Source organism: Klebsiella sp. RIT-PI-d (assembly GCF_001187865.1).
Lineage (GTDB): Bacteria > Pseudomonadota > Gammaproteobacteria > Enterobacterales > Enterobacteriaceae > Superficieibacter.
In genome coordinates, this window is record NZ_LGIT01000009.1 from 1,293,612 (window position 1) to 1,317,507 (window position 23,896).

Consider the following 23,896-nt stretch of genomic DNA (forward strand, 5'->3'; position numbering starts at 1 on the left):
TTCAGCCTTTTGTCTGAAGCTCAATAATATTGTGTTCCAGACGCTGAATCATGTTAATCAGCGCATCCTGCTCTTGTGCAGAGATCCCTGAGAGGATCTCTGCACGGGTTTTACTGATCACATTTTCCATTTCTGTGATGAGTGGCTCCGCTTTTGCCGTAAGTTTGATACGCTTTGCGCGGCGATCGTTAGCACAGGTCTGTCGGGAGATAAGCTCTTTTTCCTCCAGTTGATCTAACGTTCGAACCAGGGATGGCTGCTCAATGCCTATCGCTTTTGCCAGCTGAATTTGCGACTGTTCGGGCGGCAGCTGATGAATATTATGCAGCGTGACCCAGTGTGTCTGCGTTAACTCCAGAGGTTTGAGGCGATGGTCAATTAGAGCACGCCAGATTCGCACTAAACGTGCCAGGTCTGATCCTAATGGCGATTCCAATTTCATCTCCTTATAATTAGGTTGCTAAGTTATTATGGTGATTTTAGAATAGTGTGCAGCATTTATATTGACAAGACAAATGCATTGCCGCATTCGCGGCGGGAATTGCAATGCTTTACACTTAGGAAAAATGGCGCACTGTTTGCAAGCTTAGCTGATGCTGGCGAGTCAATACTCATTTACTGAGAAGGATTATGCTCGTGGAGTTGATTTTCAATGCTTCAGGAATGCTTCTGAAGGATCTGGTTGCTGGTGCATCCATTTATTTCCCACCTCTATTCAAAGCAGTGCTATTAGGGTTTTTCGTCTGGTTGTGCGTGCATCGCTTACTGCGGGATTGGCTGTACGCGGGCGACATCTGGCATCCAATGTTAATGGATCTCTCCTTATTTGCGCTTTCGGTATGTCTGGCGCTGGTTATTCTTGTCTCGTGGTAATGCTATGTCATTGAAAAAATTAAAATATTTCTCTACGTTGCTGGTTGTTGCCGTGGCCGTGGTTGCAGTATGGGCAGTATGGAATTTTTATATGCAGTCGCCGTGGACACGCGATGGCAAAATTCGTGCCGAGCAAGTGAATATCACGCCGCAGGTTTCCGGCACGATCCAGTCTTTGAAGGTGAAAGATAATCAGTTTGTTAAGGCCGGGGAGGTTCTGTTTAGCCTTGATGAGACGCCCTGGCGTATTGCCGTGCTTAATGCTGAAGCGCAGCTGGCGAAAGCCCGCGCCGATCTCGCCAAAGCCAGTCATGAGGCAAATCGTCGACGTAATCTGCCACATAATTATATTTCTGCAGAAGATCTTGATACTGCCAGCATAACGGTAGATGCCATGAAAGCCAGCGTTGAAGCAGCCAAAGCCACGCTGGAGCATGCCAAATGGCAGCTTGAACAAACGACGGTTAAAGCTCCGGTTGATGGCTGGATCACAAACCTTTCTACTCGCATCGGTAATTACGCCTCCGAAGGCCAGCCGGTTTTTGCCCTGATAGACAGTCACTCATTTTATGTTATCGGCTATTTCGAAGAAACCAAGCTTCGTCACATTCAGCCGGGCAAGCCCGCGCAAATTGTTCTCTACAGCAGCGATGTAAAGTTACAGGGTCACGTTTCCAGTATCGGCCGGGCTATTTACGATCAGAGCGTTGAGAGTGACAGTGGTCTGGTCGCAGATATTAAACCCAATATCCCCTGGGTCAGGCTGGCACAGCGCGTTCCGGTCCGTATCGAATTCGACCAGCTGCCGCAAGACCTGACCCTCGTCTCCGGGACAACATGCAGTGTGGCCATTGGCGACGGTAGATGAAGCAGGTGCATTTTTCATGGCAAACGCTGCCCTGGGTTAAGGCTACGTCGGCACAATGGCGTTATGCCCTGCGTAATACTATTGCGATGTGTCTGGCATTAAGCATTGCCTATTATCTGGATCTGGATGAACCCTACTGGGCCATGACCTCAGCTGCCGTGGTTAGCTTCCCGACGGTTGGCGGCGTCATCAGTAAAAGTTTTGGCCGTATTGCCGGCAGTCTGCTTGGCGCAACGGCGGCGCTGATCATTGCCGGCCATACGCTGGTCGACCCGTGGTTATTTTTATTCAGTATTTCTGCATGGCTTGCGGTGTGCACCTGGGCCTGCGCGCTGTTTAACAATAACGTGACCTATGCTTTTCAGCTATCAGGCTATACAGCCGCAATTATCGCATTCCCGGTTATCAATATTACCGATGCCACCCAGCTCTGGGAAATCGCGCAGGCACGCGTGTGTGAAGTCATCCTCGGCATCCTTTGTGGCGGCCTGATGATGATGATCCTGCCGAGCAGCTCTGACGGTTCGGCTCTGATTACCGCGCTGAAAAACATGCATGCGCGATTGCTGGATCATGCGGCACTACTCTGGACACCCGACAATACCGATGCCATTCGCACCGCGCACGAAGGCGTTATTCGCCAGATCCTGACCATGAACTTACTGCGTATTCAGGCATTCTGGAGCCACTATCGCTTTCGCCGGCATAATAATTTGCTTAATTATCTTTTGCACCAGCAGTTACGCATGACCAGCATTATCTCCAGCCAGCGGCGAATGCTACTGAACTGGCCAGATGCGCCTGAAAATACGCAGCGCATTCTCAGCGAGGTCGTTCAGGCATTAGCGCGTAATGATGCAGATATTTACACCCTGGCGCGCATTATTGCGCCTCTTGCGCCAGGCAATACGCAGGATTATCGTCACCATGCCTTCTGGCAGCGACTGCGCTATTTTTGCCTCGTTTATCTACGTAATAGCCGCTGGCTAAAAGCGCTTGAAAATGCGTCTGCGGTTACCGAATTCACGGTTCCCGCAACCCCGTCACTGGCACGGCATACGGATTATATTGAAGCCGTATGGAATGGATGTCGCGTTTTTGTCGCGTTAATGACGGTCGGAGCATGGACTATCAATACGCAATGGGAATCAGGGTCGGCAGCGCTAACCATGACGGCCATAGGCAGTGTTATTTACGCTGTGGCACCCTCGCCGTTTAACTCCCTTACCCTGCTGATACGCGCGCTGCTCATCCTGTCACTATTCAGCTTCTTTGTTAAATTCGGCCTGATGGTACAAATTACCGAATTATGGCAGTTTTTGCTGTTCATCTTTCCCTTGCTTATCACCATGCAGCTGTTTAAGCAGCAAATACCCAAACAGGCGGGATTATGGGGCCAGCTCATTGTTTTTATGTCGTCGTTTATCGCGGTGACCAATCCACCCGTTTATGATTTCGCCGAATTTCTGAATGATAACATTGCTAAAGTGCTGGGTGTTGGGCTGGCATGGCTGGCATTTGCGGTTTTGCGTCCCGTTTCCGATACGCGGAAAAGCCGACGGCACATTCGGGCGTTACGGCGTCACTTTATCGATCAGTTAAGTACCCGTCCCGGGCACAGTGAAGGTCAGTTTGAATCGCTGGTATATCATCAGGTTAATCAGCTCAGTAGCAGTCAGGATGCACTGGCGCGACGCTGGCTTTTACGCTGGGGAGTGGTTCTTCTCAACTGTACCCATGTCGTCTGGCAACTGCGTGCCTGGGAGACACGATCGGATCCGCTGGCACAAGTTCGTGACAAGTGTCTGGCGCTTTTACGGGATGTGATGAGCGAGCGCGGGGTTCAGCACCGGCCTCTGGAGGTGACGTTACGCGAGTTTGAACGGATCAGTAATACGCTGGCGAAACATCATCAGCCGGCCGCCAGAGAACTGGCGGCGATTATCTGGCGATTGCAGTGTTCGCTTTCGCAGCTGGAGCTGGCAGTCGATGCGAAAGCCGTTCAGCACTGATTATTTGATGACGCCACAGGCAAAACGTGCCCCGCCACCGCCCAGCGGTTCAGGTTTATCGGAAAAGTTGTCTCCACCTACGTGGATCATCAGCGCTTTACCTTTGACCTCATCAAGCTTTTTCAAACGCGGAGAAACGACGGCCTGAGTCGCTTTTCCGTCTTTATCAACCATCAGAACCGGCAGGTCTCCAGCATGGCCGTGACCTTCAGGTCCTTCATGCTTGCCCGTTTTTTGCGGATCGAGATGTCCACCCGCTGCTTCAGCAGCGCTGGGTTTCCCCTCTTTCATCGCCGGTTCGCAACTTCCCATTGCATGAACATGAAAACCACGCTCACCAGGCGGCAACGCTTTTAAATCCGGGGAAAACTCCAGTCCCTTATCCGTTTCACTAATTTTGACCTCACCAATTGACTGGCCAATGCCCTGCGAAGTGACCAGATTCATCTGTACCTTTTCACTTGCCGCCTGCGCGCCAGTACACACAACGAGGGTTAACAGTGCCAAACTAAAATGCTTCATACGACCTCCGGTAAATTCAGTGCCCGCGATAAGTGTAAACCACGGACACCGCTTTCACCGGAAAGCCTTCAAAAGCGTGGCTCAGGGCACATCGTAGCCAAGCGCGGCTTTACGAATGCGGAACCATTGTTGACGGGTAAGTTGCAGATGTTCAGCAGCAATAGCCGCGCGCACACGCTCGATTTTACCCGAGCCAATTATCGGCAGCGGTTGGGAAGGAAGGCGTAAGATCCAGGCATAAACCACTTCTTCAATACTGCTGGCGTTCAGTTCCTGCGCGACCTGCGCAAGTTCATCGCGCAGCGGCTGGAAGGTGATATCGTTAAATAGACGACCGCCTCCCAGGCAAGACCACGCCATTGGGCGCACTCTCAGCTGCTGGAGCTGATCTAATGTGCCATCAAGTAACAGGGGCTGATGTACCGGAGAAATTTCCACCTGATTAGTGGTCAGCGTGAACGGCAGCCGCGACTGCAATAGCGCGAACTGATGAGGGGTAAAGTTTGATACTCCAAAGTGACTGACCTTTCCGCTCTTATGCAATGTTAAAAATGCGTCAGCGACGTCATCCGCATCCATTAATGGGTCAGGACGGTGGATCAAAAGCAAATCAATGTAGTCGGTTGCCAAATTCTTCAGGGATTGTTCTGCACTGCGAATGATATGATCGCTGTCAGTAATGTAGTGCCCGAGCGTATTTTCGCTCCGGGCGGTAGTGGCGATACCACACTTGGTGACAATTTCCATTCGCTCACGCAACTGTGGCGCGCGTTTTAGCGCTTCCCCGAATGCGGCTTCACAGGCATAACCGCCGTAAATGTCGGCATGATCGACCGTGGTAATGCCGAGATCAAGATGGGCTTCAATAAAATCGACTAACGCCTGCACCGACATATTCCAGTCCATCAAACGCCAGTAACCCATTACAAAACGTGAAAATTCAGGCCCCTGGGGTGCCATTGTAATACGCTGAACCATTATGCTTTCCTCAACAAAGTATTACGTCGATTATACGCAATTACTTGTTCAAAAAAGTGAGGGTTGCTGCGGTTCAACATCTGAATCGGGTTTATTCGCGCGTAATTTACGCAATAAACGTTGATGGCATAGTCTTAGCACCTGCCGCTTTTGACTATCGCTAAAATGCTGCCAGTTAAAGCGCTCATCGCGCGTACGCATACAACCGCGGCAAAATCCGCGATCGTCCATTTGGCAAATGCCACGGCAAGGGCTTTGCAGCGGGAAAAACTCCAGTTGTTCTGCCACCAGCGCCTCGCGTAATGAGATAGTTATTGTTATTGAAGACGCACATTGCCAAACGCGCAACTTAAATTGTGGGTTGCGTTAGACCGATTGGTCTATTACAGTAGCTGCATGACCAGACATACTGAACATGATACGCGTGAACATATCCTTGCCATCGGCGAGCAGCTTTGTATGCATCGCGGATTTACCGGCATGGGACTTAGCGAGCTGCTTAAGACGGCGCAGGTCCCGAAAGGATCGTTCTACCACTATTTTCGCTCTAAAGAGGCGTTTGGCGTTGCGATGCTGCATCGTCACTATGCGGCGTATGAACAGGCGTTAAACCAGCACTTTTTTAGCGGGCAGTCATCGTGCCGGACGCGTCTGCTGGCGTGGTATCTCAACACGATTGAACAGTTTAATCAGCACGGTACTATCAGCGGCTGTTTAACCGTTAAACTTTCTGCCGAAGTATGCGATCTGTCGGAAGATATGCGCACCGAAATGAATGCTGGCGTCAGTATGATCATTTCACTGCTGGCGCGCGTGCTTGAACAAGGGCGTCAGCAGAACAGTCTGATATTTACGGGCGATGCCACCGTTCAGGCGCAGGTACTGTACTCTTTATGGCTGGGCGCAAACTTACAGGCCAAAATGTCGCGCAGTGTAATAGCGCTGGAAAGCGCCCTTGAACATGTAAAAACAGTTATTGCAGCGCCTGCTGTTTAACAGGCGTTTTTTATTTCCTAACTTTCAAGACGACCGGTCTACTCAGGAGTTTTAAATGACTACCGAAAAATTGTTTACCCCGTTAAAAGTAGGCGCTATCACCACGCCTAACCGTGTGTTTATGGCTCCCCTTACCCGCTTGCGCAGCATTGAGCCGGGCGATATCCCGACGCCGCTGATGGCTGAATACTATCGCCAGCGTGCCAGTTCAGGGCTGATTATCTCTGAAGCAACACAAATTTCCGCGCAGGCTAAAGGCTATGCTGGTGCGCCGGGACTGCACAGCCCGGAGCAAATCGCCGCGTGGCAAAAAATCACCGCTGGCGTTCATGCAGAAAACGGGCATATCGCCGTTCAACTCTGGCACACCGGACGTATCTCGCACAGCAGCATTCAGCCCGCAGGCCAGGCTCCGGTTGCGCCATCAGCGATCAATGCAGGTACACGTACCTCCCTGCGTGATGAAAAAGGCAATGCGATCCGCGTTGACACCTCAACCCCGCGCGCGCTGGAAACCAGCGAAATACCGGGAATTGTTGATGATTTCCGCCAGGCGGTAGCGAATGCTCGTGACGCAGGTTTTGATCTTGTCGAGCTACACTCAGCACACGGTTACTTGCTCCACCAGTTCCTCTCCCCTTCTTCTAACCATCGTACCGACCAGTACGGCGGCAGCGTAGAAAATCGCGCTCGTCTGGTGCTGGACGTCGTTGATGCCGTCAGTAAAGAGTGGAGTGCCGATCGCATTGGTATTCGCGTGTCGCCGGTCGGGACGTTCCAGAATACAGATAACGGTCCAAACGAAGAAGAAGATGCCCTTTATCTGATTGAAGAGCTGAACAAGCGCGGTATTGCTTACCTGCACATGTCGGAGCCGGACTGGGCTGGCGGCGAGCCTTACACTGAGTCGTTCCGCCAGAAAGTGCGTGAACGTTTCGACGGCGCTATTGTCGGTGCTGGCGCGTATACGCCGGAGAAAGCAGAAACGCTGATCGCTAAAGGTTTGATTGACGCAGTGGCCTTTGGCCGTGACTACATTGCTAACCCGGATCTGGTCGAGCGTCTGGCACGTAAAGCTGAGTTGAACCCGCAGCGTCCGGAAAGCTTCTACGGCGGCGGCGCTGAAGGTTATACGGATTACCCCTCATTATAATCATCATTGATAGCGGCGAGGTTCCGCCGCTATACTAAAACAGCGTTTCTGTTTGAAATGAAAAGATAAACAACTTACTGAGAGGATGAGATGCGCTTACTTCACACCATGCTGCGTGTTGGCGACCTGCAACGATCTATCAATTTTTATACCAATGTACTGGGTATGTCGCTGCTGCGGACCAGTGAAAATCCGGAGTATAAATACTCCCTCGCCTTCGTCGGCTACGGCCCGGAAAGTGACGAAGCTGTCATTGAACTGACCTATAACTGGGGTACCGATCATTATGATTTGGGTAACGCCTATGGTCACATTGCGCTGAGTGTTGATGACGCTGCTGAAGCCTGCGAAAAAATTCGCCAAAGCGGCGGTAACGTGACGCGTGAGGCCGGCCCGGTCAAAGGTGGCACCACGGTTATCGCTTTTGTTGAAGATCCGGATGGTTATAAAATCGAACTGATTGAAGCAAAAGACGCAGGTAAAGGTCTCGGCGATTAATCACCGGTGGGCCTGTTCTGGCCCGCCCTTTTCTACTGGCGCTTACTGCAACTGTGGGTAAAATTTGCCATAATACGCGCTACGTTGTTTTACGAAGAGATACTGATGTCCGATAACGCTCAACTGACTGGTCTGTGCGACCGTTTTCGTGGTTTTTACCCTGTTGTCATAGATGTCGAAACGGCTGGATTTAACGCCAAAACCGATGCACTCCTTGAAGTCGCTGCTATTACCCTGAAAATGGATGAACACGGTTGGCTGATGCCGGATACCACGCTGCATTTTCACGTTGAGCCTTTCGAAGGGGCAAATTTACAGCCTGAAGCGCTGGCCTTTAACGGGATCGATCCAACCAATCCGCTGCGGGGTGCCGTCAGTGAACATGACGCATTACACGCTATTTTTAAAGCGGTGCGTAAAGGCATTAAGGATCGGGGATGTAACCGGGCAATTATGGTCGCGCACAATGCGACGTTTGATCATGGCTTTATGATGGCGGCAGCAGAGCGATCCTCTCTGAAGCGTAACCCGTTTCATCCTTTCGTCACGTTTGATACCGCTGCCCTGAGCGGGCTGGCGCTGGGGCAAACCGTGTTGTCTAAAGCCTGTGCTGCGGCAGGTCTTGATTTCGACAGCACTCAGGCTCACTCGGCCCTGTACGATACGGAACAAACTGCGCTGCTGTTTTGCGAAATTGTCAACCGCTGGAAACGTCTCGGCGGCTGGCCGCTGCCCGTTCCCGACGAAGCATAGCCATAAAAAAAGCGACGTGACGTCGCTTTTTAATCAGACATTACGCTTACTGCGCGTCAGTCCCCTCGGCAGGGTACTTAGCCGCAGTCTCTTTAATCAGCGACTGAAGCTCACCACGCTGGTACATCTCAATAATAATGTCACAGCCGCCAACCAGTTCACCATCGACCCACAGCTGCGGGAAAGTTGGCCAGTTTGCATATTGCGGTAATTCGGCGCGGATGTCCGGATTCTGCAGGATGTCGACATAGGCAAAACGCTCGCCGCAGGCAGAGAGTGCCTGAACCGCCTGAGCAGAGAAGCCGCAGCTTGGTAACTTAGGTGATCCTTTCATATACAGCAGGATCGGGTTTTCAGCGATTTGACGCTGGATTTTTTCAATTGTCGTCGTCATTGTCATGCTTCCTTAACTTCTTTTACGGCAGTAGTCTGTCATTGTAGCGTTTCAGGCCCCATACCGAAAATAACATTTTATTCACGCGCTATTATTGTATCGTCTTACGCCGGAAGATATGTAATTAATGCCGTTATGGTATTCATTGCATAAATCAATTGCACAAATAATGCGCTTGCGTCATGTTAACTGATGCTTTTTTTTGCACTCGATAGCAAATTGCTATTTTACATGCAAAAAGACTATTAACTTCCAGCCTTTTTATGCATTAGAATCATCAGGCTTTTTTGTTATCATCACCCGCAGGCATATCCTCATGCCTGCCCGAATCAGGGGAATGCTCAGTGGCGCGGATAAACAAAGTCTCGATCACGCTCTGTGCTTTACTGTTAACATCGCTTACTTTTTCACCGCTTGCCCAGGCCTCTGAACAAACGAGAGCGTCGGCCACAGAAAAAACGCATTTTGCAAAAGCGTCGGGCAAAAAGAATAAAAGTAAGAAGACCAGCAAGACAGCCAGTAAAACCGCTACCAAAGCCAGTAAAAACACCGCTAAAACGAAAAATAAAACCACCCTCACTGCCAGTAAATCTCAGCGCAATAGTACTAAAAACAGCAAAATTGCGGCCGTAAAACTGGCAGATAAAAAATGCCTCACGCGCAAAGGTTACAAGAATAAATGCCTCAATGCCTCAGCCAAACCGCTGGCGTTGAGTGATGTCCATAAGGTCCGTATGCAAAAAGCACAAAAAACGGCCATGTCAAAGTTAATGAATCAGATCGGCAAACCGTATCACTGGGGCGGTTCCTCGCCGCGCACCGGCTTCGATTGCAGCGGTCTGGTTTATTATGCCTACAAAGATTTAGTCAAAATCCCTATCCCGCGGACGGCTAACGAGATGTACCATCTGCGTGATGCCGCACCGATTGAGCGCAGAAGTCTCGAAAGCGGCGATCTGGTGTTCTTCCGCACTCAGGGCAGAGGCACCGCCGACCACGTTGGCGTATATGTCGGGAACGGTAAATTTATTCAGTCACCGCGCAGCGGTCAGGATATCCAGATATCATCATTGAGCGAAGATTACTGGGTGCGTCACTATGTGGGGGCACGCCGGGTGATGACAGCTAAAACGATCCGCTGATTATCCTTTTAGGGCACATGCAGCCTAAGAACGCCTCTTCTGCCTGTGCCTTTATTTTGTTAATATATCCATGCTTATCATGTGGATATTGAGTTATCAAAATAAAAAAGGAGTATTGCAATGTCGTTTGAATTACCTGCATTACCGTATGCAAAAGACGCGCTGGAACCGCACATTTCTGCCCAGACCCTCACTTATCATCACGGCAAACATCATCAGGCCTACGTAACAAATCTGAATAACCTCATCAAAGATACGCAGTGGGAAAACCAGTCGCTTGAGGACATTATTCGCGGCTCGGAAGGCGCTATTTTTAACAATGCGGCTCAGGTATGGAACCACACCTTTTACTGGCACTGCCTGGCTCCTGACGCTGGCGGCGAACCAGGCAGCGATCTCGCCGCAGCCCTTAGCCAGTCGTTCGGCAGCGTAGACGACTTTAAAAAGCAGTTTACCGATGCGGCAATCAAGAATTTTGGTTCTGGCTGGACATGGCTGGTACAAAAATCTGACGGCAGCCTGGCGATTGTATCCACCTCTAACGCCGGCACACCGCTGACCACCTCCGACAAACCGCTATTAACGGTCGATGTCTGGGAACATGCTTATTACATTGACTATCGTAATGCCCGCCCGGGTTATCTGGAGCATTTCTGGGCGCTGGTGAACTGGTCATTCGTGGCTGACAACCTGGCAGCCTGAGTTAACACACAGAGGGCTTGCGCCCTCTGTGTTACCCGTTAGCGGCTAATGCAGGTCTCATATGCTGGCTGGCGCGGCGAAAAAAGCGACATCATTGAAAAAATAAAAGTAAGCCACAAGCAAAACAGTTTTACTATCAGCACAATAAGCTGGTACGGAGCACGAGGGAGAGAAAATACTCCGCCGGAGCAATCAGTGCAGGACAGCAACCAGAGCACTTGCGACAATCAGACTCAGGACAATGATCGTGGTGACCAGGGAAAACTTAAGATCGGTACTCATCGATTTTTACTCCTTGTTATAACCTTGTGAAATGTGAGCTTGTCCATTTTTACACACCTTGCGGCGAAAATCTTGCAGGATTTAAAGTGAGACACATTTTTCTCTTTCACTTTTCTTCAGAATCGGCCAAAATTCCACGCTTAATTATAAGCGTACCAGTCATTACCCCTCACCTGACGTAATGTGTCATTTCCCGGCGCAAAGCAATGACGACGAAATTGCAACAGGGGTGTGTAAAGGCAAACGTTTACCCTCCTATTTGCAGGCGTTCAGGCCAGGGTCCGGAGTAAGATTTAATGGCAACAATTAAAGATGTCGCGAGACGCGCAAACGTTTCCACTACCACTGTATCTCACGTTATCAACAAGACGCGTTTTGTTGCTGAAGATACGCGTAATGCGGTGTGGGCGGCAATTAAAGAACTTCACTACTCTCCGAGCGCCGTTGCCAGGAGCCTCAAGGTAAATCATACCAAGTCCATTGGCCTTCTGGCGACCAGCAGCGAAGCCGCCTATTTTGCTGAAATTATTGAAGCGGTTGAAAAAAGCTGTTTTCAGAAAGGCTACACACTGATCCTTGGCAATGCCTGGAACGACATAGAAAAGCAAGGCGCCTACCTTTCAATGATGGCGCAGAAGCGTGTCGATGGCCTGCTGGTGATGTGCTCTGAGTATCCTGAGCCGCTATTGAAAATGCTGGAAGAATACCGTCATATACCGATGGTGGTAATGGACTGGGGCGAATCCAAAGCTGATTTTACCGACTCGGTGATCGACAATGCCTTCGAAGGGGGTTACATGGCCGGGCGGTATTTACTTGAGCGTGGACATCGTGACATCGGTATTATTCCGGGCGCGCTCGAGCGCAATACCGGCGCAGGTCGACTGGCCGGTTTTATGAAAGCAATGGAAGAAACTCAGGTTAATGTTCCACCGCAGTGGATCGTGCAGGGTGATTTTGAGCCTGAGTCAGGTTATCAGGCGATGCAAAAAATTCTTAATCAATCCCCTCGCCCGACAGCCGTTTTCTGCGGCGGTGATATCATGGCGATGGGTGCGCTCTGCGCTGCCGATGAAATGGGTTTGCGCGTACCGCAGGATATCTCCCTGATTGGCTATGACAATGTGCGCAACGCCCGTTTCTTTACACCGGCGCTGACAACCATTCATCAGCCTAAAGACTCGCTCGGAGAGGAAGCGTTCAATACCCTGCTGGATCGCATTGTGAATAAGCGCGTCGAATCAAAATCAATTGAGGTTCATCCTCAACTCATTGAACGTCGATCGGTTGCTGACGGTCCCTATCTTGACTATCGCCGCTAAGTTAACAAGCGGGGTCCGTTTCCTGCGGGTCCCGCAGCCACTCTTTATTCAGTGTTTCACTGTCGCCCAGATACGCCAGCAGCCATTCCAGCGCGGGTGAAATATCACTCTGCTGCCAGGTTAAACAACATGCCGCATCAGGAAAAGGATTTTCCAGATCCAGCTCCACCCACTCCCCGGAATCCAGCCACGGGCGGGCAGAATGTGAGGGGATCATTGCCGCGCAGAGCCCTGCCGAGATGCAGGTAGCCGAAGACTCCCAGTCAGGCACGACCACCCTTTTTTGATTGTCCAGCAGCCACGTCGTACGTTTAGGCAGCGATCGCGAGGTGTCTTCGCGTACCAGCGACGGCCAGTTGCGCAATTCATCATCGCTTAAAGGCCCGATATTAAGCGCCAGAGGATGGTGGCGCGCCACAACGCAGCTCCAGCTCAGCATGCCCATATCGCGAAAGGCATAGCGTCCTCCGACCGGAATAGCCTGCGTTGCGCCAATCGCCAGTTCAACGCGGCCGTCCGCCAGCGCATCCCAGACACCGTTAAAAACTTCCTGAAAAACGATCAGTTCGACATCCGGGAAATGGCGATAGAAATCGACAATCATCTGGCGAGTGCGTTCAGGTCTGACAATGTTATCGACGGCGATAGGCAGTTGACTGCGCCAGCCGTTGGCAATTTGCTGACACTGCTGGCGGGTGATCAGCATTTTTTTGATAACAGAACGCCCTTCTTTCAAAAACCAGCTTCCTGCCGGCGTTAATTCTACGTCCCGGTGCCGACGTTCAAACAGCGGGACAGCCAGCCACTCTTCCATCTGGCGGACTGTATAGCTGACAGCAGAAGGCACGCGGTGCAACTCCTGTGCCGCCGCGCTAAAGCTACCGTTGCGCGCTACCGCATCTATGACTTCAAGAGAATATTCTGACCACATTTTTTGCCTTCAATTTTTTTGATGTCAATTCGCAAATATTAGCGTTTCACAACCTGGAATGCACTGCCTACACTCATGTTCCTGTCATCTGCAATTATAAAGAGAAGTGTTATGCAACCTGGAAAAGGGTTTTTGGTGTGGCTTGGCGGACTCAGCGTGCTGGGTTTTTTAGCCACCGATATGTATTTACCCGCCTTTGCGGCAATTCAGCAGGATCTTAATACGCCTGCCGCAGCGGTGAGCGCCAGTTTAAGTGTATTCCTCGCGGGGTTTGCCCTTGGCCAGTTAATTTGGGGCCCGCTCTCTGACCGTTTCGGTCGTCGCCCGGTGTTATTAACCGGACTGGCAATTTTCGCCATCGGCTGTCTGGGGATGCTCTGGGTTAAAGATGCCACAACGCTACTGGTGCTGCGTTTCGTCCAGGCCGCTGGCGTTTGCGCGGCTGCCGTCACCTGGCAGGCCATGGTTACCGATTACTATCCGGCGCAGCGTGTAAACCGTATTTTTGCCACTATCATGCCGCTGGTTGGTCTTTCGCCCGCGCTCGCGCCGCTTCTTGGCAGCTGGATACTCACTCATTTTGACTGGCAGGCTATATTCGCCACGCTGTTTGCTATCACTCTGATCCTGATGCTTCCTGCCCTGCGCCTGAAGAAGGTTACGCAAAAAAATGCCACTGACGGTAAAGCCCTGACGTTTAGTATGCTGCTGCGTTCACGCTCATATCTCGGAAACGTGCTGATTTACGCTGCCTGCTCAGCCAGTTTTTTCGCCTGGCTCACCGGCTCACCGTTTATTCTTCATGATATGGGGTATGGACCCGGCGCAATTGGTCTGAGCTATGTACCGCAAACCATTGCATTTTTAGTTGGCGGCTACGGTTGCCGGGCAGCACTGCAAAAATGGCAGGGAGAGCAGCTACTTCCCTGGCTGCTGAGTCTCTACGCATTAAGCGTGATTGGCACCTGGTGTACCGGGTTATTCAGCCCTGATTCGCTGACAGCGCTTCTGATCCCGTTTTGTATTATGGCGATCGCAAACGGCGGTATTTATCCCATCGTTGTTGCGCAGGCGCTACGTCCCTTTCCCCAGGCAACGGGACGCGCGGCAGCGTTGCAGAATACGTTGCAGCTTGGACTGTGTTTTCTTGCAAGCCTGGTCGTCTCCTGGCTGGTGGCAACGCCGCTGTTAACCACCACCAGCGTTATGCTGATGACCGCAGTTCTGGCGGGTATTGGCTACTGGATGCAGCAAATGGAAAGTCACAAAATCAGGGTTCCCGCAAAGCGTTGACAGCTGGAGTGTGTCAAAGAAGTAATTAATTAGCGCGCTAACATTTTTGTGTTGAATCAGAGTGTTTAGCGTCCTATACTTTCTTGCATTGCATATTATTACGATAAAAGCAGTATTATTTAGCGGGTGATGGAGTTCACCCGTTTACACCACGGATGGCATTTCGGTAAGGGTTCCCTTCCTTCCTCTGTTTCTACATCGGACAGTAAACTTACAGTGCCACTGTAAGTTTTTTCATAAGCCAAATTGTATCTACGCTTTTATGGATCTGAATCATATACGCGTGATGGAGAAGCTATGAGTTCATCGTGTATCGAAGACGTCAGCATACCGGAAGACGACTGGTATCGTATTGCGAACGAGTTATTAAGCCGCGCAGATATCACCATTAATGGTGCAGCTCCTTATGATTTACAGGTTAAAAACCCGCATTTCTTTAAGCGTGTGCTCCAGGAAGGCTCGCTCGGGTTGGGTGAAAGTTATATGGATGGCTGGTGGGAATGCGACCAGCTGGACAGCTTTTTCACTAAGATCCTCCGCGCCGGTCTGGACACCCAGTTACCGCACCATCTGAAAGACACGCTTCGCGTGGCTACAACTCGTCTGATTAATTTACAAAGTAAAAAACGTGCCTGGATCGTGGGTAAGGAACATTACGATTTGGGCAACGATCTGTTTACCCGAATGCTCGATCCCTACATGCAGTATTCCTGTGCATACTGGAAAGAGGCCGATAATCTGGTCGATGCGCAGCAGGCTAAACTGGCATTGATTTGCGAAAAACTACAGCTCAAACCCGGGATGCGAGTGCTGGATATTGGCTGCGGCTGGGGCGGCCTTGCCTCATGGATGGCCAAAAATTACCACGTCAGCGTGACCGGCGTAACCATTTCTGCCGAACAGCAGAAGCTGGCTCAGGACCGGTGTTCAGGCCTCGATGTTAATTTCCTGCTTCAGGATTATCGCGACTTGCAGGATCAGTTTGACCGTATCGTGTCAGTAGGCATGTTTGAACATGTCGGTCCTAAAAACTACAAAACGTATTTTGAGGTGGTGGATCGCAATCTCAAGCCGGACGGGCTTTTCCTTTTGCATACCATCGGTGCGAAAAAAACGGACACCAGTGTTGATCCATGGATCGATAAATATATTTTTCCCAATGGCTGTTTACCGTCGGTCCGGCAAATAGCGACAGCCAGTGAATCTCATTTCGTAATGGAGGACTGGCATAATTTTGGCCCTGATTACGACAAAACGCTGATGGCATGGTATCAACGTTTCCAGGCGTTATGGCCTGAGATTGCCAATAACTATTCTGAACGCTTCAAGCGGATGTTTGATTATTATCTGACGGCCTGCGCGGGCGCCTTTCGGGCACGGGATATTCAGCTCTGGCAGATCGTTTTCTCACGTGGTGTTGAAGACGGTCTACGCGTCGCACGCTAATCCTTTCTACCTGCGCTCAGGCGCAGGTCTCTTTTATTACCGGCTAAAAGCGAATTACTCTCTGCCAGCGTTATTCTTCTTCCACCATTTTAAGCACTGCTTCGCGCGCGGCGAGAACGCGCTCTACCGTATCAACGACGGCTTGCGTTTGCGGATCGATTTCAACATTAATTCGCTGGCCGAGTTTTTTCTGACCGAGCGTGGTACGCTGTAGCGTTTCCGGAATAAGGTGTACGCAGAAACGTGTCGCAGTCACTTCCCCTACCGTCAGGCTAATACCATCCACGCCGATAAATCCTTTATACAGGATGTACTTCATCAGCGTCGGATCCTGCAATTTAAACCAGATTTGACGGTTGTTTTCTGAGGTGAGAATTTTCGACACCTCTGCGGTAGAAATGATGTGCCCCGACATTAAATGCCCGCCAATCTCATCACTGAATTTTGCTGCGCGCTCGACATTAACCTCATCACCTGGCTGTAGCTCGCCGAGATTAGTAATGCGCAGCGTCTCCTTCATTAAATCAAAGCTGACGCGATCCCCGTTGATTTCTGTTACGGTCAGGCAGCAACCGTTATGCGCCACCGATGCCCCCGTCTCAAGCCCCTCAAGCATATTTTCGGGCAATGCGACCACGTGAGTACGGAAATTGGGTTTCTCATCAATGGACACAATTTTTGCGGTGCCCTGTACGATACCAGTAAACATGCTACTAACTCCTGTATGCCATCATTACGGTTTAATACCCGTCTTTCTGTCACGCACAATAACAGGTGGAAAATAGGCTTGCCAGCCCGGTATGTGCCCTATCGACTTTTTTACTGGCTTAATGGTTAATCATCATTACAATAGTCAGCATAACCTCTTGTTCATTCTTCTTGCTGCCCTTTATGGCGGCTTTTTTAGTCTTTCAAATAACAACAATATTAAAGGTATTCACGTGCAGAAGTATCTAAATGAAGCGCGTCAGCTTCTGGCGCTGGCGATCCCGGTGATTATTGCGCAAATCGCGCAAAGCTCGATGGGATTTGTCGATACGGTCATGGCCGGGGGCTATAGCGCTACCGATATGGCCGCCGTCGCGATCGGCACATCCATCTGGCTACCTGCTATTTTATTTGGTCATGGCCTGCTGCTGGCGCTAACGCCGGTGATTGCGCAACTTAATGGTTCCGGACGTCGCGATCGCATCGCACATCAGGTTTGCCAGGGTTACTGGCTGGCGGGCTTTGTATCTGTACTGGTGATGGTGGTGCTGTGGAACGCCGGCCATATCATTCATGCCATGCATAACATCGATCCTGAACTGGCCGATAAAGCCGTTCGCTACCTGCGCGCCCTGCTGTTTGGTGCGCCGGGCTATCTGTTCTTCCAGGTGGCACGTAATCAGTGTGATGGCCTGGCGAAAACTAAACCGGCAATGTTTATTGGTTTCTGCGGACTGTTGGTCAATATCCCGGTGAATTACATTTTCATCTACGGGCACTTTGGCATGCCAGAGCTAGGAGGCGTCGGCTGCGGGGTGGCTACAGCATCAGTGTACTGGGTGATGCTGTTTTGCATGCTCTCTTATACCAAAAGAGCGCGCTCAATGCGCGATATCCGCAACGACATTGGCGTTGGCAAACCAGATTGGGCCACCATGATGCGTCTGATTCAGCTCGGCCTGCCCATCGCACTGGCACTGTTTTTTGAAGTGACCCTGTTTGCCGTTGTCGCCCTGCTGGTCTCGCCGCTGGGGATCGTTGATGTGGCCGGACATCAGATTGCCCTCAACTTCAGCTCGCTGATGTTTGTTCTGCCGCTGTCGTTAGGGGCGGCCGTCACTATTCGCGTGGGCTATCGTTTAGGCCAGGGTTCGACCCTGGAAGCGCAAACCTCGGCGCGAACTGGCCTGGTCGTCGGCGTCTGCATGGCGATAATAACCGCGATTTTTACCGTGAGCCTGCGCGAACAAATCGCCCTGCTGTATAACGATAACCCTGAAGTTGTCACGCTTGCCGCACACCTGATGCTGCTGGCCGCAATTTATCAAATATCCGACTCTATTCAGGTTATTGGTAGTGGGATCCTGCGTGGTTACAAAGACACCAGCTCCATTTTCTTTATCACGTTTATTGCTTACTGGGTATTAGGGTTGCCCACAGGGTATGTGCTGGCGCTCACTGACTGGGTTGTCGAACCGATGGGTCCTGCGGGTTTCTGGTTAGGCTTTATCATCGGTCTGACATCAGCCGCGGTGATGATGATGGTCAGAATGCGTTTTCTGCAGCGTCAGCCGTCGAGTACAATTTTACGTCGTGCGGCACGTTAAGATTGAATATAGCCGTCGCAGGGCGGCTACTTTCTCGACATGTTGCACACCACTTCGCCATTCGCGTGAAATAGCGAAGAAAATTAGTGTTTTCCTCTTGCCACATTTCACGACTGCCGCTAATATTCGTCCCCGTTGTCAGGCACAACAATGCGTTCATAGCTCAGTTGGTTAGAGCACCACCTTGACATGGTGGGGGTCGTTGGTTCGAGTCCAATTGAACGCACCATTTCTCAGTGCGTCCGTAGCTCAGTTGGTTAGAGCACCACCTTGACATGGTGGGGGTCGGTGGTTCGAGTCCACTCGGACGCACCATTTCATGAAATCTTCAATTACGCCTGCAACTGTTTTTCCAGCCATAATAAAGAAGAATTCCCCTCCCTTGCCATATCCTGTACTGAAGCGGCCCAGTAGCTGTCGTTAAAAATTTCCAGTGACCAGGGACCATTATATCCCCGCTGTACAATTTCACGTGCCAGCGCAGCGACCGGCATCTGCCCTTTACCTGGGAAACAGCGAAAATGACGGCTCCACTGCTGCACATCCAGCTGCATCAGCGGCGCATCGGCAAGCTGTACAAAAACCAACTTTTCCAGCGGGACCGCATTCAGTCCGTCAAGGTTGTCACCCAGCGACTGAATGTGAAAGCTGTCCAGCACAATGCCCATCGCCGGGCTATCAACAGCGTTAACGCGTTCCCACGCCTGTCGCCAGCGCTGTACGTGACGTCCCCACGCCAGTGCCTCGTAACCGACCCGGATCTGCTCCTGCTCTGCCAGAGTGGCAATGACGCGTAAATCTTCACACTGCTGTTGATAGTCTGGTGAGGAGAGTGCTGACGTATTGCTGCACAGCAGTAAGGTCTCACAGCCCAGTTCATGCATAAGCGCGATTTTACGCTTTGCACGCTCAAGCGCGTGGGCAAAGTCCCCTCGCGACGAGTACCCTTCTATGTCGCGTAACGGCTGAAATAGTGTAATCTGCAATCCTGAATCCGCAGCCATATCACGAATGTCAGCCGGCGTACCGGTGTAACTTTGCAGATCTTTATCAAAAATTTCGACGCCATGAAAACCTGCGGCAGCAATTGCGCGTAATTTCTCTGGCAACGTGCCGCCCAGTGATACGGTGGCGATTGAACGAAACATATTTTTCTCCTGGTTCAGAACAGCCAACAGGCTGAGATTACTGGCCTGAAAGCGCCTTCACCACCTGCTCCATGGCTTGCCGATTTAGATCGGAACGCGCAATATTTTTGTTGGCCAGCGCCGTACGCACGACACCGGCGATGACGATATGCTTAGGCTCCTGTCCAAGGTCGCGCATCTCAAGAACCACTTTCCCCACGACTCGACACATCTCCTGATACAGTGCGTCATCTTTTGCCCGATTTCCCATCCTGCCTCCTGATTCCGTAACAATATAATTACATTATTGACAAAAACCGTGTTAAATCAAACACTATCTCGGTGCGCTGTTGCATAGTTACGGGCATTACTGACATCATCAGTACGACATAGCTACTCTGTTCTAACATTTCCCCAACAAGCGCTGTCAGGATGCCCAAATCCATATTAAAACGCTGTTTTTATTTTCCTTTTACTATGTAACATCGTATAATGCCGACCGTTTCTTAATTGAATGGTTTCAGCGCCTTGAACTATCTCCTCAAACGCGTACATCTTTGTTTCACGTCATGGGCTGAACCGCCAGCACACATTCCTCTGCACGCTTTTTTGATGTCACCTATCCTTATCATGTGGCATCGCAGTTTTCGCATCACTGGTTTGACACCGTGGCGCTATGTCCCCGGCCCGTCACCTTCATATTCTTCTCAACTTAAAGACTAAGACTGTCATGAAAAAGACCAAAATTGTTTGCACCATCGGCCCGAAAACCGAATCCGAAGAGATGTTGACCAAAATGCTCGACGCTGGCATGAACGTTATGCGTCTTAACTTCTCCCACGGCGACTATGCAGAACATGGTCAGCGCATCCAGAATCTGCGCAACGTGATGAGCAAAACCGGTAAAAAAGCGGCGATCTTGCTGGACACCAAAGGTCCGGAAATTCGTACCATTAAACTGGAAGGTGGTAACGACGTCTCGCTGAAAGCGGGTCAGTCATTCACTTTCACCACCGATAAAACCGTTGTCGGTAACAGCAATACCGTTGCCGTGACCTATGAAGGCTTTACCTCTGACCTTTCTGTTGGCAACACCGTACTGGTCGACGATGGTCTGATCGGCATGGAAGTTACCGCAATCGAAGGTAACAACGTCATCTGTAAAGTTCTGAACAACGGTGACCTCGGCGAAAACAAAGGCGTTAACCTGCCGGGCGTCTCTATCGCCCTGCCAGCGCTGGCTGAGAAAGACAAACAAGACCTGATTTTCGGCTGCGAACAAGGCGTTGACTTTGTTGCTGCCTCCTTCATCCGTAAGCGTTCTGACGTTGTTGAAATTCGTGAACATCTGAAAGCTCACGGCGGCGAGAACATCCAGATTATCTCCAAAATTGAAAACCAGGAAGGCCTGAACAACTTCGACGAAATTCTCGAAGCGTCTGACGGTATCATGGTTGCTCGTGGCGACCTGGGCGTAGAGATCCCGGTTGAAGAAGTTATCTTCGCTCAGAAAATGATGATCGAAAAATGTATCCGCGCGCGTAAAGTAGTTATTACTGCAACGCAGATGCTGGACTCCATGATCAAAAACCCGCGTCCGACCCGTGCTGAAGCCGGTGACGTGGCGAACGCCATCCTTGACGGTACCGATGCAGTAATGCTGTCAGGCGAGTCAGCCAAAGGCAAATACCCGCTTGAAGCGGTGACCATCATGGCAACTATCTGTCAGCGTACCGATCGCGTGATGAACAGCCGTCTGGATGACAGTCATGACAGCCGTAAACTGCGTATCACCGAAGCGGTTTGCCGTGGCGCGGTTGAAACTGCAGAAAAACTGGAAGCACCATTGATCGTTGTAGCAACCAACGGCGGCAAATCTGCACGTGCCGTGCGTAAGTACTTCCCGGACGCCACCATTCTGGCGCTGACTACTAATGAAGTGACTGCGCGTCAGCTCGTTCTGAGCAAAGGCGTTGTGGCACAGCTGGTTAAAGAAATTAACTCTACTGATGATTTCTACCGTCTGGGTAAAGAAGTTGCGGTTGAGAGCGGTCTGGCTCAGAAAGGTGACGTAGTGGTCATGGTTTCTGGTGCACTGGTTCCGAGCGGAACAACCAATACGGCATCTGTTCACGTCCTGTAATAATTTCAGAATGTGTCTGTTTGTATAAAAAGCGTCCTGCGGGGCGCTTTTTTTATTTTCGCAAACGCCAGGTTCATTAGAAATGCAAATCATATTTTACTATTTAAAAGCGTAATTATCTAAGATGAATCCGATGGAAGCCTGCTGTTTTAACACAGTTTTTTTGATGAAACAGTGACAGTCGATGCTTCTTTGAGCGAACGATCAAAAATAAGCACATTCGCATCAAAAAAATATTCTCAATATAAAAAACTTTGTGTAATACTTGTAACGCTACATGGAGATTAACTCAATCTAGAGGGTATTAATAATGAATCGTACTAAACTGGTACTGGGCGCGGTAATCCTGGGTTCTACTCTGCTGGCAGGTTGCTCCAGCAATGCTAAAATCGATCAGCTGTCTTCTGACGTTCAGACTCTGAACGCTAAAGTTGACCAACTGAGCAACGACGTGAACGCAATCCGTTCTGACGTTCAGGCTGCTAAAGACGACGCAGCACGTGCTAACCAGCGTCTGGACAACCAGACTCGCACTTACAAAAAATAAGTGTTCCTGGTTTAATAAAATGGCGCACATTGTGCGCCATTTTTTTTGTCTTCCATTAATCCCTACTGCATCACCAGACTGTTCGCTGTGACCAGCGTTCCTTGTGCCTGAGTCACTGGCGCAGGCTGTACATTCACGCGTTGTACCGGCGCCGGGTTATTCATCGTGGCATTTACCTGAACGGGATAGCCTGCCCTGCGTGTGATCGCGCTATTAATACCCGTAAGATCGCTTTCACTGTCATCAGCAAATCGGCCAAAGCTTGCCGTCACCGCAATCGGCACGGTCTGTGGGTCATCCCAGTCGTTTTGAGACAGCGGTTGATGAACCTCAACATAGCGTTGCCCGTCAGGCTCTACTGAGAATTTAATCGGTTCATTGACGATTTGAACCCGGGTTCCCCACGTTGCCTGGGAGAATAGCGTTTGAATGTCCGCAGCACGCATTCGCATACAGCCGGAACTGGCGCGCAAACCAACGCTGTTACGCGCATTCGTCCCGTGAATGAGATATTCCCCACCTCCCTGCTCAAGACGCAGTGCAAAGCGTCCCAGAGGGTTATTTGGCCCGGCCGGGATAACGGCTGGCAGGGTGATCCCCTGCGCCAGCGAGCGGGCGCGAATATTGGCCGTAGGGGTCCAGGTAGGATTTGGGATTTTCTGGATGATTCGGGTGGTCATCACCGGCGTCTCCCGTCCCTGCTGACCAATGCCAATCGGGAACACCTGAACAATATTTTTACCCGGCGGATAATAATATAAACGGAGTTCAGCAAGGTTAATCACAATGCCTTCACGGGGGGCATCGGGTAACAGCATCTGCGACGGGATCGTCAGCTCACTGCCAGGTGCAGGCAGCAGCGGATCGACCGTGTTATTTGCTTCCAGCAACAATAATATGCCGGTATCGAAACGCTGAGCAATGGACTCCAGATTTTTACCGTCGGTTGGCACCACATAAATCTGATTTTCACCGATAACCCGACTGCCCGGTGCGGGCAATAGATAATCTACCGCTCTGGCGCTCTGAGACGCCATGAGAGAGCTAATGAGAGTTAGAGTAATGAGAGACGCGCGCTTCATACTGGAATTCCTTAATCACCGGCAGAACGCCGGAAAGCTGAAAACCAGCGAGGCGGAAAACCGCCTCGCGTAACAGAATGAAAAGCTGTTTTTAGAGTTTAGCCGAGATTCGCGGCTTTAGCGCGAATGGCGCGGATCATTGCTTCAAGACCCTGGGAGCGGGAAGGCGTCAAATGTTGAGTGAGGGCCATTTTTTCAAACCACGGGCGCACGTCAAAGGCGATAATATCCTGCGCGGTCATCTGATGATATAAAATAAATACTACTGCAATCAGCCCTTTAACAATGGCGGCGTCACTATCGCCCTCAAGCTCAATAACACCCCTGTCGTTTTGCTGGATAACAATCCACACCTGACTTTGGCAACCCTGAATAATATTTTCTGGGTTATGCGCTTCATCGCTAAGCGGCGTCAGCCGCTGCCCCAGTTCAATAATATACAGGTACTTCTCTTCCCAGTTAGCGCAGCGCTGAAAGTTTTGCAGGAGCTTTTCTCTGTCCGGTAATACTGCCATAA

Annotated in this window: 26 protein-coding genes, 2 tRNA genes and 1 pseudogene; 17 read left to right on the plus strand and 12 right to left on the minus strand. The window is 50.6% G+C overall.

The features are described from left to right. Position 1 precedes the first annotated feature (1 nt). Complete coding sequence (gene slyA, locus AC791_RS12475; RefSeq protein WP_049840753.1) at positions 2-442, minus strand: transcriptional regulator SlyA; 441 nt, start codon at positions 440-442, stop codon at positions 2-4. 188 nt (positions 443-630) lie between these two features. Between slyA and AC791_RS12480 the strand changes: the two genes are divergently transcribed. Genes AC791_RS12480 through AC791_RS12490 form a run of 3 tightly spaced genes read left to right on the plus strand, consistent with a single transcriptional unit; the run spans position 631 to position 3,753 of the window. Further along, on the plus strand, positions 631-873 hold the full coding sequence (locus tag AC791_RS12480) for a DUF1656 domain-containing protein (RefSeq protein ID WP_416202298.1): 243 nt from the start codon (positions 631-633) through the stop codon (positions 871-873). A 4-nt stretch (positions 874-877) separates the two neighbouring features. Continuing rightward, complete coding sequence (locus AC791_RS12485) at positions 878-1,741, plus strand: HlyD family secretion protein (RefSeq protein ID WP_049840754.1); 864 nt, start codon at positions 878-880, stop codon at positions 1,739-1,741. Continuing rightward, complete coding sequence (locus AC791_RS12490; protein WP_049840755.1) at positions 1,738-3,753, plus strand: FUSC family protein; 2,016 nt, start codon at positions 1,738-1,740, stop codon at positions 3,751-3,753. The genes AC791_RS12485 and AC791_RS12490 overlap by 4 nt, the downstream gene beginning before the upstream one ends. Here the strand turns inward: AC791_RS12490 and sodC are convergent, their stop codons facing one another. From sodC to AC791_RS20375, 3 genes are all read right to left on the minus strand, one after another. After that, positions 3,754-4,275 carry a superoxide dismutase [Cu-Zn] SodC gene (sodC, locus tag AC791_RS12495; protein ID WP_049840756.1) on the minus strand — a complete coding sequence of 174 codons (522 nt, stop codon included), beginning with the start codon at positions 4,273-4,275 and terminating at the stop codon, positions 3,754-3,756. 81 nt (positions 4,276-4,356) lie between these two features. Beyond that, a complete protein-coding gene (locus AC791_RS12500; protein ID WP_049840757.1) occupies positions 4,357-5,253 on the minus strand; it encodes an aldo/keto reductase in 897 nt (298 codons plus the stop codon). Between the two features lie 48 nt (positions 5,254-5,301). Next, positions 5,302-5,544, minus strand: coding sequence for a DUF1289 domain-containing protein (locus AC791_RS20375; RefSeq protein WP_199485517.1), 243 nt, complete (start codon positions 5,542-5,544; stop codon positions 5,302-5,304). Positions 5,545-5,649: 105 nt separating this feature from the next. On the opposite strand from AC791_RS20375, the gene AC791_RS12505 reads away from it, so the two are divergent. From AC791_RS12505 to rnt, 4 genes are all read left to right on the plus strand, one after another. Then, on the plus strand, positions 5,650-6,249 hold the full coding sequence (locus AC791_RS12505) for a TetR/AcrR family transcriptional regulator (protein WP_049840758.1): 600 nt from the start codon (positions 5,650-5,652) through the stop codon (positions 6,247-6,249). 55 nt (positions 6,250-6,304) lie between these two features. Further along, positions 6,305-7,402 carry an alkene reductase gene (locus AC791_RS12510; RefSeq protein WP_049840759.1) on the plus strand — a complete coding sequence of 366 codons (1,098 nt, stop codon included), beginning with the start codon at positions 6,305-6,307 and terminating at the stop codon, positions 7,400-7,402. Positions 7,403-7,492: 90 nt separating this feature from the next. After that, positions 7,493-7,900, plus strand: coding sequence for a lactoylglutathione lyase (gloA, locus tag AC791_RS12515; protein WP_049840760.1), 408 nt, complete (start codon positions 7,493-7,495; stop codon positions 7,898-7,900). A gap of 105 nt (positions 7,901-8,005) precedes the next feature. Continuing rightward, a complete protein-coding gene (gene rnt / locus AC791_RS12520; RefSeq protein ID WP_049841625.1) occupies positions 8,006-8,653 on the plus strand; it encodes a ribonuclease T in 648 nt (215 codons plus the stop codon). Positions 8,654-8,699: 46 nt separating this feature from the next. On the opposite strand, the gene AC791_RS12525 is transcribed toward rnt, so the two are convergent. Continuing rightward, positions 8,700-9,047, minus strand: coding sequence for a Grx4 family monothiol glutaredoxin (locus tag AC791_RS12525; protein ID WP_049840761.1), 348 nt, complete (start codon positions 9,045-9,047; stop codon positions 8,700-8,702). Positions 9,048-9,391: 344 nt separating this feature from the next. On the opposite strand from AC791_RS12525, the gene AC791_RS12530 reads away from it, so the two are divergent. Beyond that, positions 9,392-10,189, plus strand: coding sequence for a C40 family peptidase (locus AC791_RS12530; RefSeq protein WP_049840762.1), 798 nt, complete (start codon positions 9,392-9,394; stop codon positions 10,187-10,189). A 120-nt stretch (positions 10,190-10,309) separates the two neighbouring features. Beyond that, positions 10,310-10,891, plus strand: coding sequence for a superoxide dismutase [Fe] (sodB, locus tag AC791_RS12535; RefSeq protein ID WP_049840763.1), 582 nt, complete (start codon positions 10,310-10,312; stop codon positions 10,889-10,891). Positions 10,892-11,083: 192 nt separating this feature from the next. Here sodB and AC791_RS20380 read toward each other — a convergent pair whose 3' ends face one another. Beyond that, positions 11,084-11,173, minus strand: a complete 90-nt coding sequence (locus tag AC791_RS20380) for a YnhF family membrane protein (protein ID WP_148677796.1) — start codon at positions 11,171-11,173, stop codon at positions 11,084-11,086. Between the two features lie 296 nt (positions 11,174-11,469). On the opposite strand from AC791_RS20380, the gene purR reads away from it, so the two are divergent. Continuing rightward, positions 11,470-12,495, plus strand: a complete 1,026-nt coding sequence (gene purR / locus AC791_RS12540; protein WP_049840764.1) for an HTH-type transcriptional repressor PurR — start codon at positions 11,470-11,472, stop codon at positions 12,493-12,495. A 1-nt stretch (position 12,496) separates the two neighbouring features. Here the strand turns inward: purR and punR are convergent, their stop codons facing one another. Beyond that, positions 12,497-13,426: a DNA-binding transcriptional activator PunR gene (punR, locus tag AC791_RS12545; RefSeq protein WP_049840765.1), complete on the minus strand. Its 930-nt coding sequence runs from the start codon at positions 13,424-13,426 to the stop codon at positions 12,497-12,499. A gap of 111 nt (positions 13,427-13,537) precedes the next feature. On the opposite strand from punR, the gene punC reads away from it, so the two are divergent. Next, on the plus strand, positions 13,538-14,719 hold the full coding sequence (gene punC / locus AC791_RS12550) for a purine nucleoside transporter PunC (RefSeq protein ID WP_049840766.1): 1,182 nt from the start codon (positions 13,538-13,540) through the stop codon (positions 14,717-14,719). Positions 14,720-15,016: 297 nt separating this feature from the next. Next, positions 15,017-16,165 carry a cyclopropane fatty acyl phospholipid synthase gene (cfa, locus tag AC791_RS12555; RefSeq protein ID WP_049840767.1) on the plus strand — a complete coding sequence of 383 codons (1,149 nt, stop codon included), beginning with the start codon at positions 15,017-15,019 and terminating at the stop codon, positions 16,163-16,165. Between the two features lie 70 nt (positions 16,166-16,235). Here cfa and AC791_RS12560 read toward each other — a convergent pair whose 3' ends face one another. Then, on the minus strand, positions 16,236-16,874 hold the full coding sequence (locus tag AC791_RS12560; protein WP_049840768.1) for a riboflavin synthase: 639 nt from the start codon (positions 16,872-16,874) through the stop codon (positions 16,236-16,238). A gap of 232 nt (positions 16,875-17,106) precedes the next feature. On the opposite strand from AC791_RS12560, the gene mdtK reads away from it, so the two are divergent. From mdtK to AC791_RS12575, 3 genes are all read left to right on the plus strand, one after another. Further along, positions 17,107-18,480, plus strand: coding sequence for an MdtK family multidrug efflux MATE transporter (gene mdtK, locus AC791_RS12565; RefSeq protein WP_049841626.1), 1,374 nt, complete (start codon positions 17,107-17,109; stop codon positions 18,478-18,480). Between the two features lie 152 nt (positions 18,481-18,632). Continuing rightward, positions 18,633-18,709, plus strand: a tRNA-Val gene (locus AC791_RS12570). Positions 18,710-18,718: 9 nt separating this feature from the next. Beyond that, positions 18,719-18,795: transfer RNA gene (locus tag AC791_RS12575), tRNA-Val, on the plus strand. A gap of 29 nt (positions 18,796-18,824) precedes the next feature. Here AC791_RS12575 and AC791_RS12580 read toward each other — a convergent pair. Then, positions 18,825-19,628, minus strand: a pseudogene (locus tag AC791_RS12580) (sugar phosphate isomerase/epimerase family protein); the annotation flags it as partial. A 37-nt stretch (positions 19,629-19,665) separates the two neighbouring features. Beyond that, complete coding sequence (fumD, locus tag AC791_RS12585) at positions 19,666-19,878, minus strand: fumarate hydratase FumD (RefSeq protein ID WP_049840770.1); 213 nt, start codon at positions 19,876-19,878, stop codon at positions 19,666-19,668. 459 nt (positions 19,879-20,337) lie between these two features. On the opposite strand from fumD, the gene pykF reads away from it, so the two are divergent. Next, positions 20,338-21,750: a pyruvate kinase PykF gene (gene pykF / locus AC791_RS12590; RefSeq protein WP_049840771.1), complete on the plus strand. Its 1,413-nt coding sequence runs from the start codon at positions 20,338-20,340 to the stop codon at positions 21,748-21,750. 310 nt (positions 21,751-22,060) lie between these two features. Beyond that, entirely contained in the window at positions 22,061-22,297 is a 237-nt protein-coding gene (locus AC791_RS12595) for a major outer membrane lipoprotein (protein WP_049840772.1), read from the plus strand. A 62-nt stretch (positions 22,298-22,359) separates the two neighbouring features. On the opposite strand, the gene ldtE is transcribed toward AC791_RS12595, so the two are convergent. Then, entirely contained in the window at positions 22,360-23,379 is a 1,020-nt protein-coding gene (gene ldtE, locus AC791_RS12600; RefSeq protein ID WP_049840773.1) for a L,D-transpeptidase LdtE, read from the minus strand. Between the two features lie 98 nt (positions 23,380-23,477). Continuing rightward, on the minus strand, positions 23,478-23,894 hold the full coding sequence (sufE, locus tag AC791_RS12605) for a cysteine desulfuration protein SufE (protein WP_049840774.1): 417 nt from the start codon (positions 23,892-23,894) through the stop codon (positions 23,478-23,480). Positions 23,895-23,896 lie beyond the last annotated feature (2 nt).

Excerpts from the sequence above, each read along its gene's own strand:
- AC791_RS12500 (WP_049840757.1), bottom strand. The coding sequence starts at position 5,253 with ATGGTTCAGCGTATTACAATGGCACCCCAGGGGCCTGAATTTTCACGT.
- AC791_RS12525 (WP_049840761.1), bottom strand. The coding sequence starts at position 9,047 with ATGACGACGACAATTGAAAAAATCCAGCGTCAAATCGCTGAAAACCCG.
- AC791_RS12505 (WP_049840758.1), top strand. The coding sequence starts at position 5,650 with ATGACCAGACATACTGAACATGATACGCGTGAACATATCCTTGCCATC.
- ldtE (WP_049840773.1), bottom strand. The coding sequence starts at position 23,379 with ATGAAGCGCGCGTCTCTCATTACTCTAACTCTCATTAGCTCTCTCATG.
- AC791_RS12485 (WP_049840754.1), top strand. The coding sequence starts at position 878 with ATGTCATTGAAAAAATTAAAATATTTCTCTACGTTGCTGGTTGTTGCC.
- AC791_RS20380 (WP_148677796.1), bottom strand. The coding sequence starts at position 11,173 with ATGAGTACCGATCTTAAGTTTTCCCTGGTCACCACGATCATTGTCCTG.
- AC791_RS12510 (WP_049840759.1), top strand. The coding sequence starts at position 6,305 with ATGACTACCGAAAAATTGTTTACCCCGTTAAAAGTAGGCGCTATCACC.
- AC791_RS12595 (WP_049840772.1), top strand. The coding sequence starts at position 22,061 with ATGAATCGTACTAAACTGGTACTGGGCGCGGTAATCCTGGGTTCTACT.
- punR (WP_049840765.1), bottom strand. The coding sequence starts at position 13,426 with ATGTGGTCAGAATATTCTCTTGAAGTCATAGATGCGGTAGCGCGCAAC.
- sodC (WP_049840756.1), bottom strand. The coding sequence starts at position 4,275 with ATGAAGCATTTTAGTTTGGCACTGTTAACCCTCGTTGTGTGTACTGGC.
- punC (WP_049840766.1), top strand. The coding sequence starts at position 13,538 with ATGCAACCTGGAAAAGGGTTTTTGGTGTGGCTTGGCGGACTCAGCGTG.
- cfa (WP_049840767.1), top strand. The coding sequence starts at position 15,017 with ATGAGTTCATCGTGTATCGAAGACGTCAGCATACCGGAAGACGACTGG.
- AC791_RS12490 (WP_049840755.1), top strand. The coding sequence starts at position 1,738 with ATGAAGCAGGTGCATTTTTCATGGCAAACGCTGCCCTGGGTTAAGGCT.
- AC791_RS12480 (WP_416202298.1), top strand. The coding sequence starts at position 631 with ATGCTCGTGGAGTTGATTTTCAATGCTTCAGGAATGCTTCTGAAGGAT.
- slyA (WP_049840753.1), bottom strand. The coding sequence starts at position 442 with ATGAAATTGGAATCGCCATTAGGATCAGACCTGGCACGTTTAGTGCGA.
- pykF (WP_049840771.1), top strand. The coding sequence starts at position 20,338 with ATGAAAAAGACCAAAATTGTTTGCACCATCGGCCCGAAAACCGAATCC.
- sodB (WP_049840763.1), top strand. The coding sequence starts at position 10,310 with ATGTCGTTTGAATTACCTGCATTACCGTATGCAAAAGACGCGCTGGAA.
- rnt (WP_049841625.1), top strand. The coding sequence starts at position 8,006 with ATGTCCGATAACGCTCAACTGACTGGTCTGTGCGACCGTTTTCGTGGT.
- purR (WP_049840764.1), top strand. The coding sequence starts at position 11,470 with ATGGCAACAATTAAAGATGTCGCGAGACGCGCAAACGTTTCCACTACC.
- fumD (WP_049840770.1), bottom strand. The coding sequence starts at position 19,878 with ATGGGAAATCGGGCAAAAGATGACGCACTGTATCAGGAGATGTGTCGA.
- AC791_RS12560 (WP_049840768.1), bottom strand. The coding sequence starts at position 16,874 with ATGTTTACTGGTATCGTACAGGGCACCGCAAAAATTGTGTCCATTGAT.
- gloA (WP_049840760.1), top strand. The coding sequence starts at position 7,493 with ATGCGCTTACTTCACACCATGCTGCGTGTTGGCGACCTGCAACGATCT.
- sufE (WP_049840774.1), bottom strand. The coding sequence starts at position 23,894 with ATGGCAGTATTACCGGACAGAGAAAAGCTCCTGCAAAACTTTCAGCGC.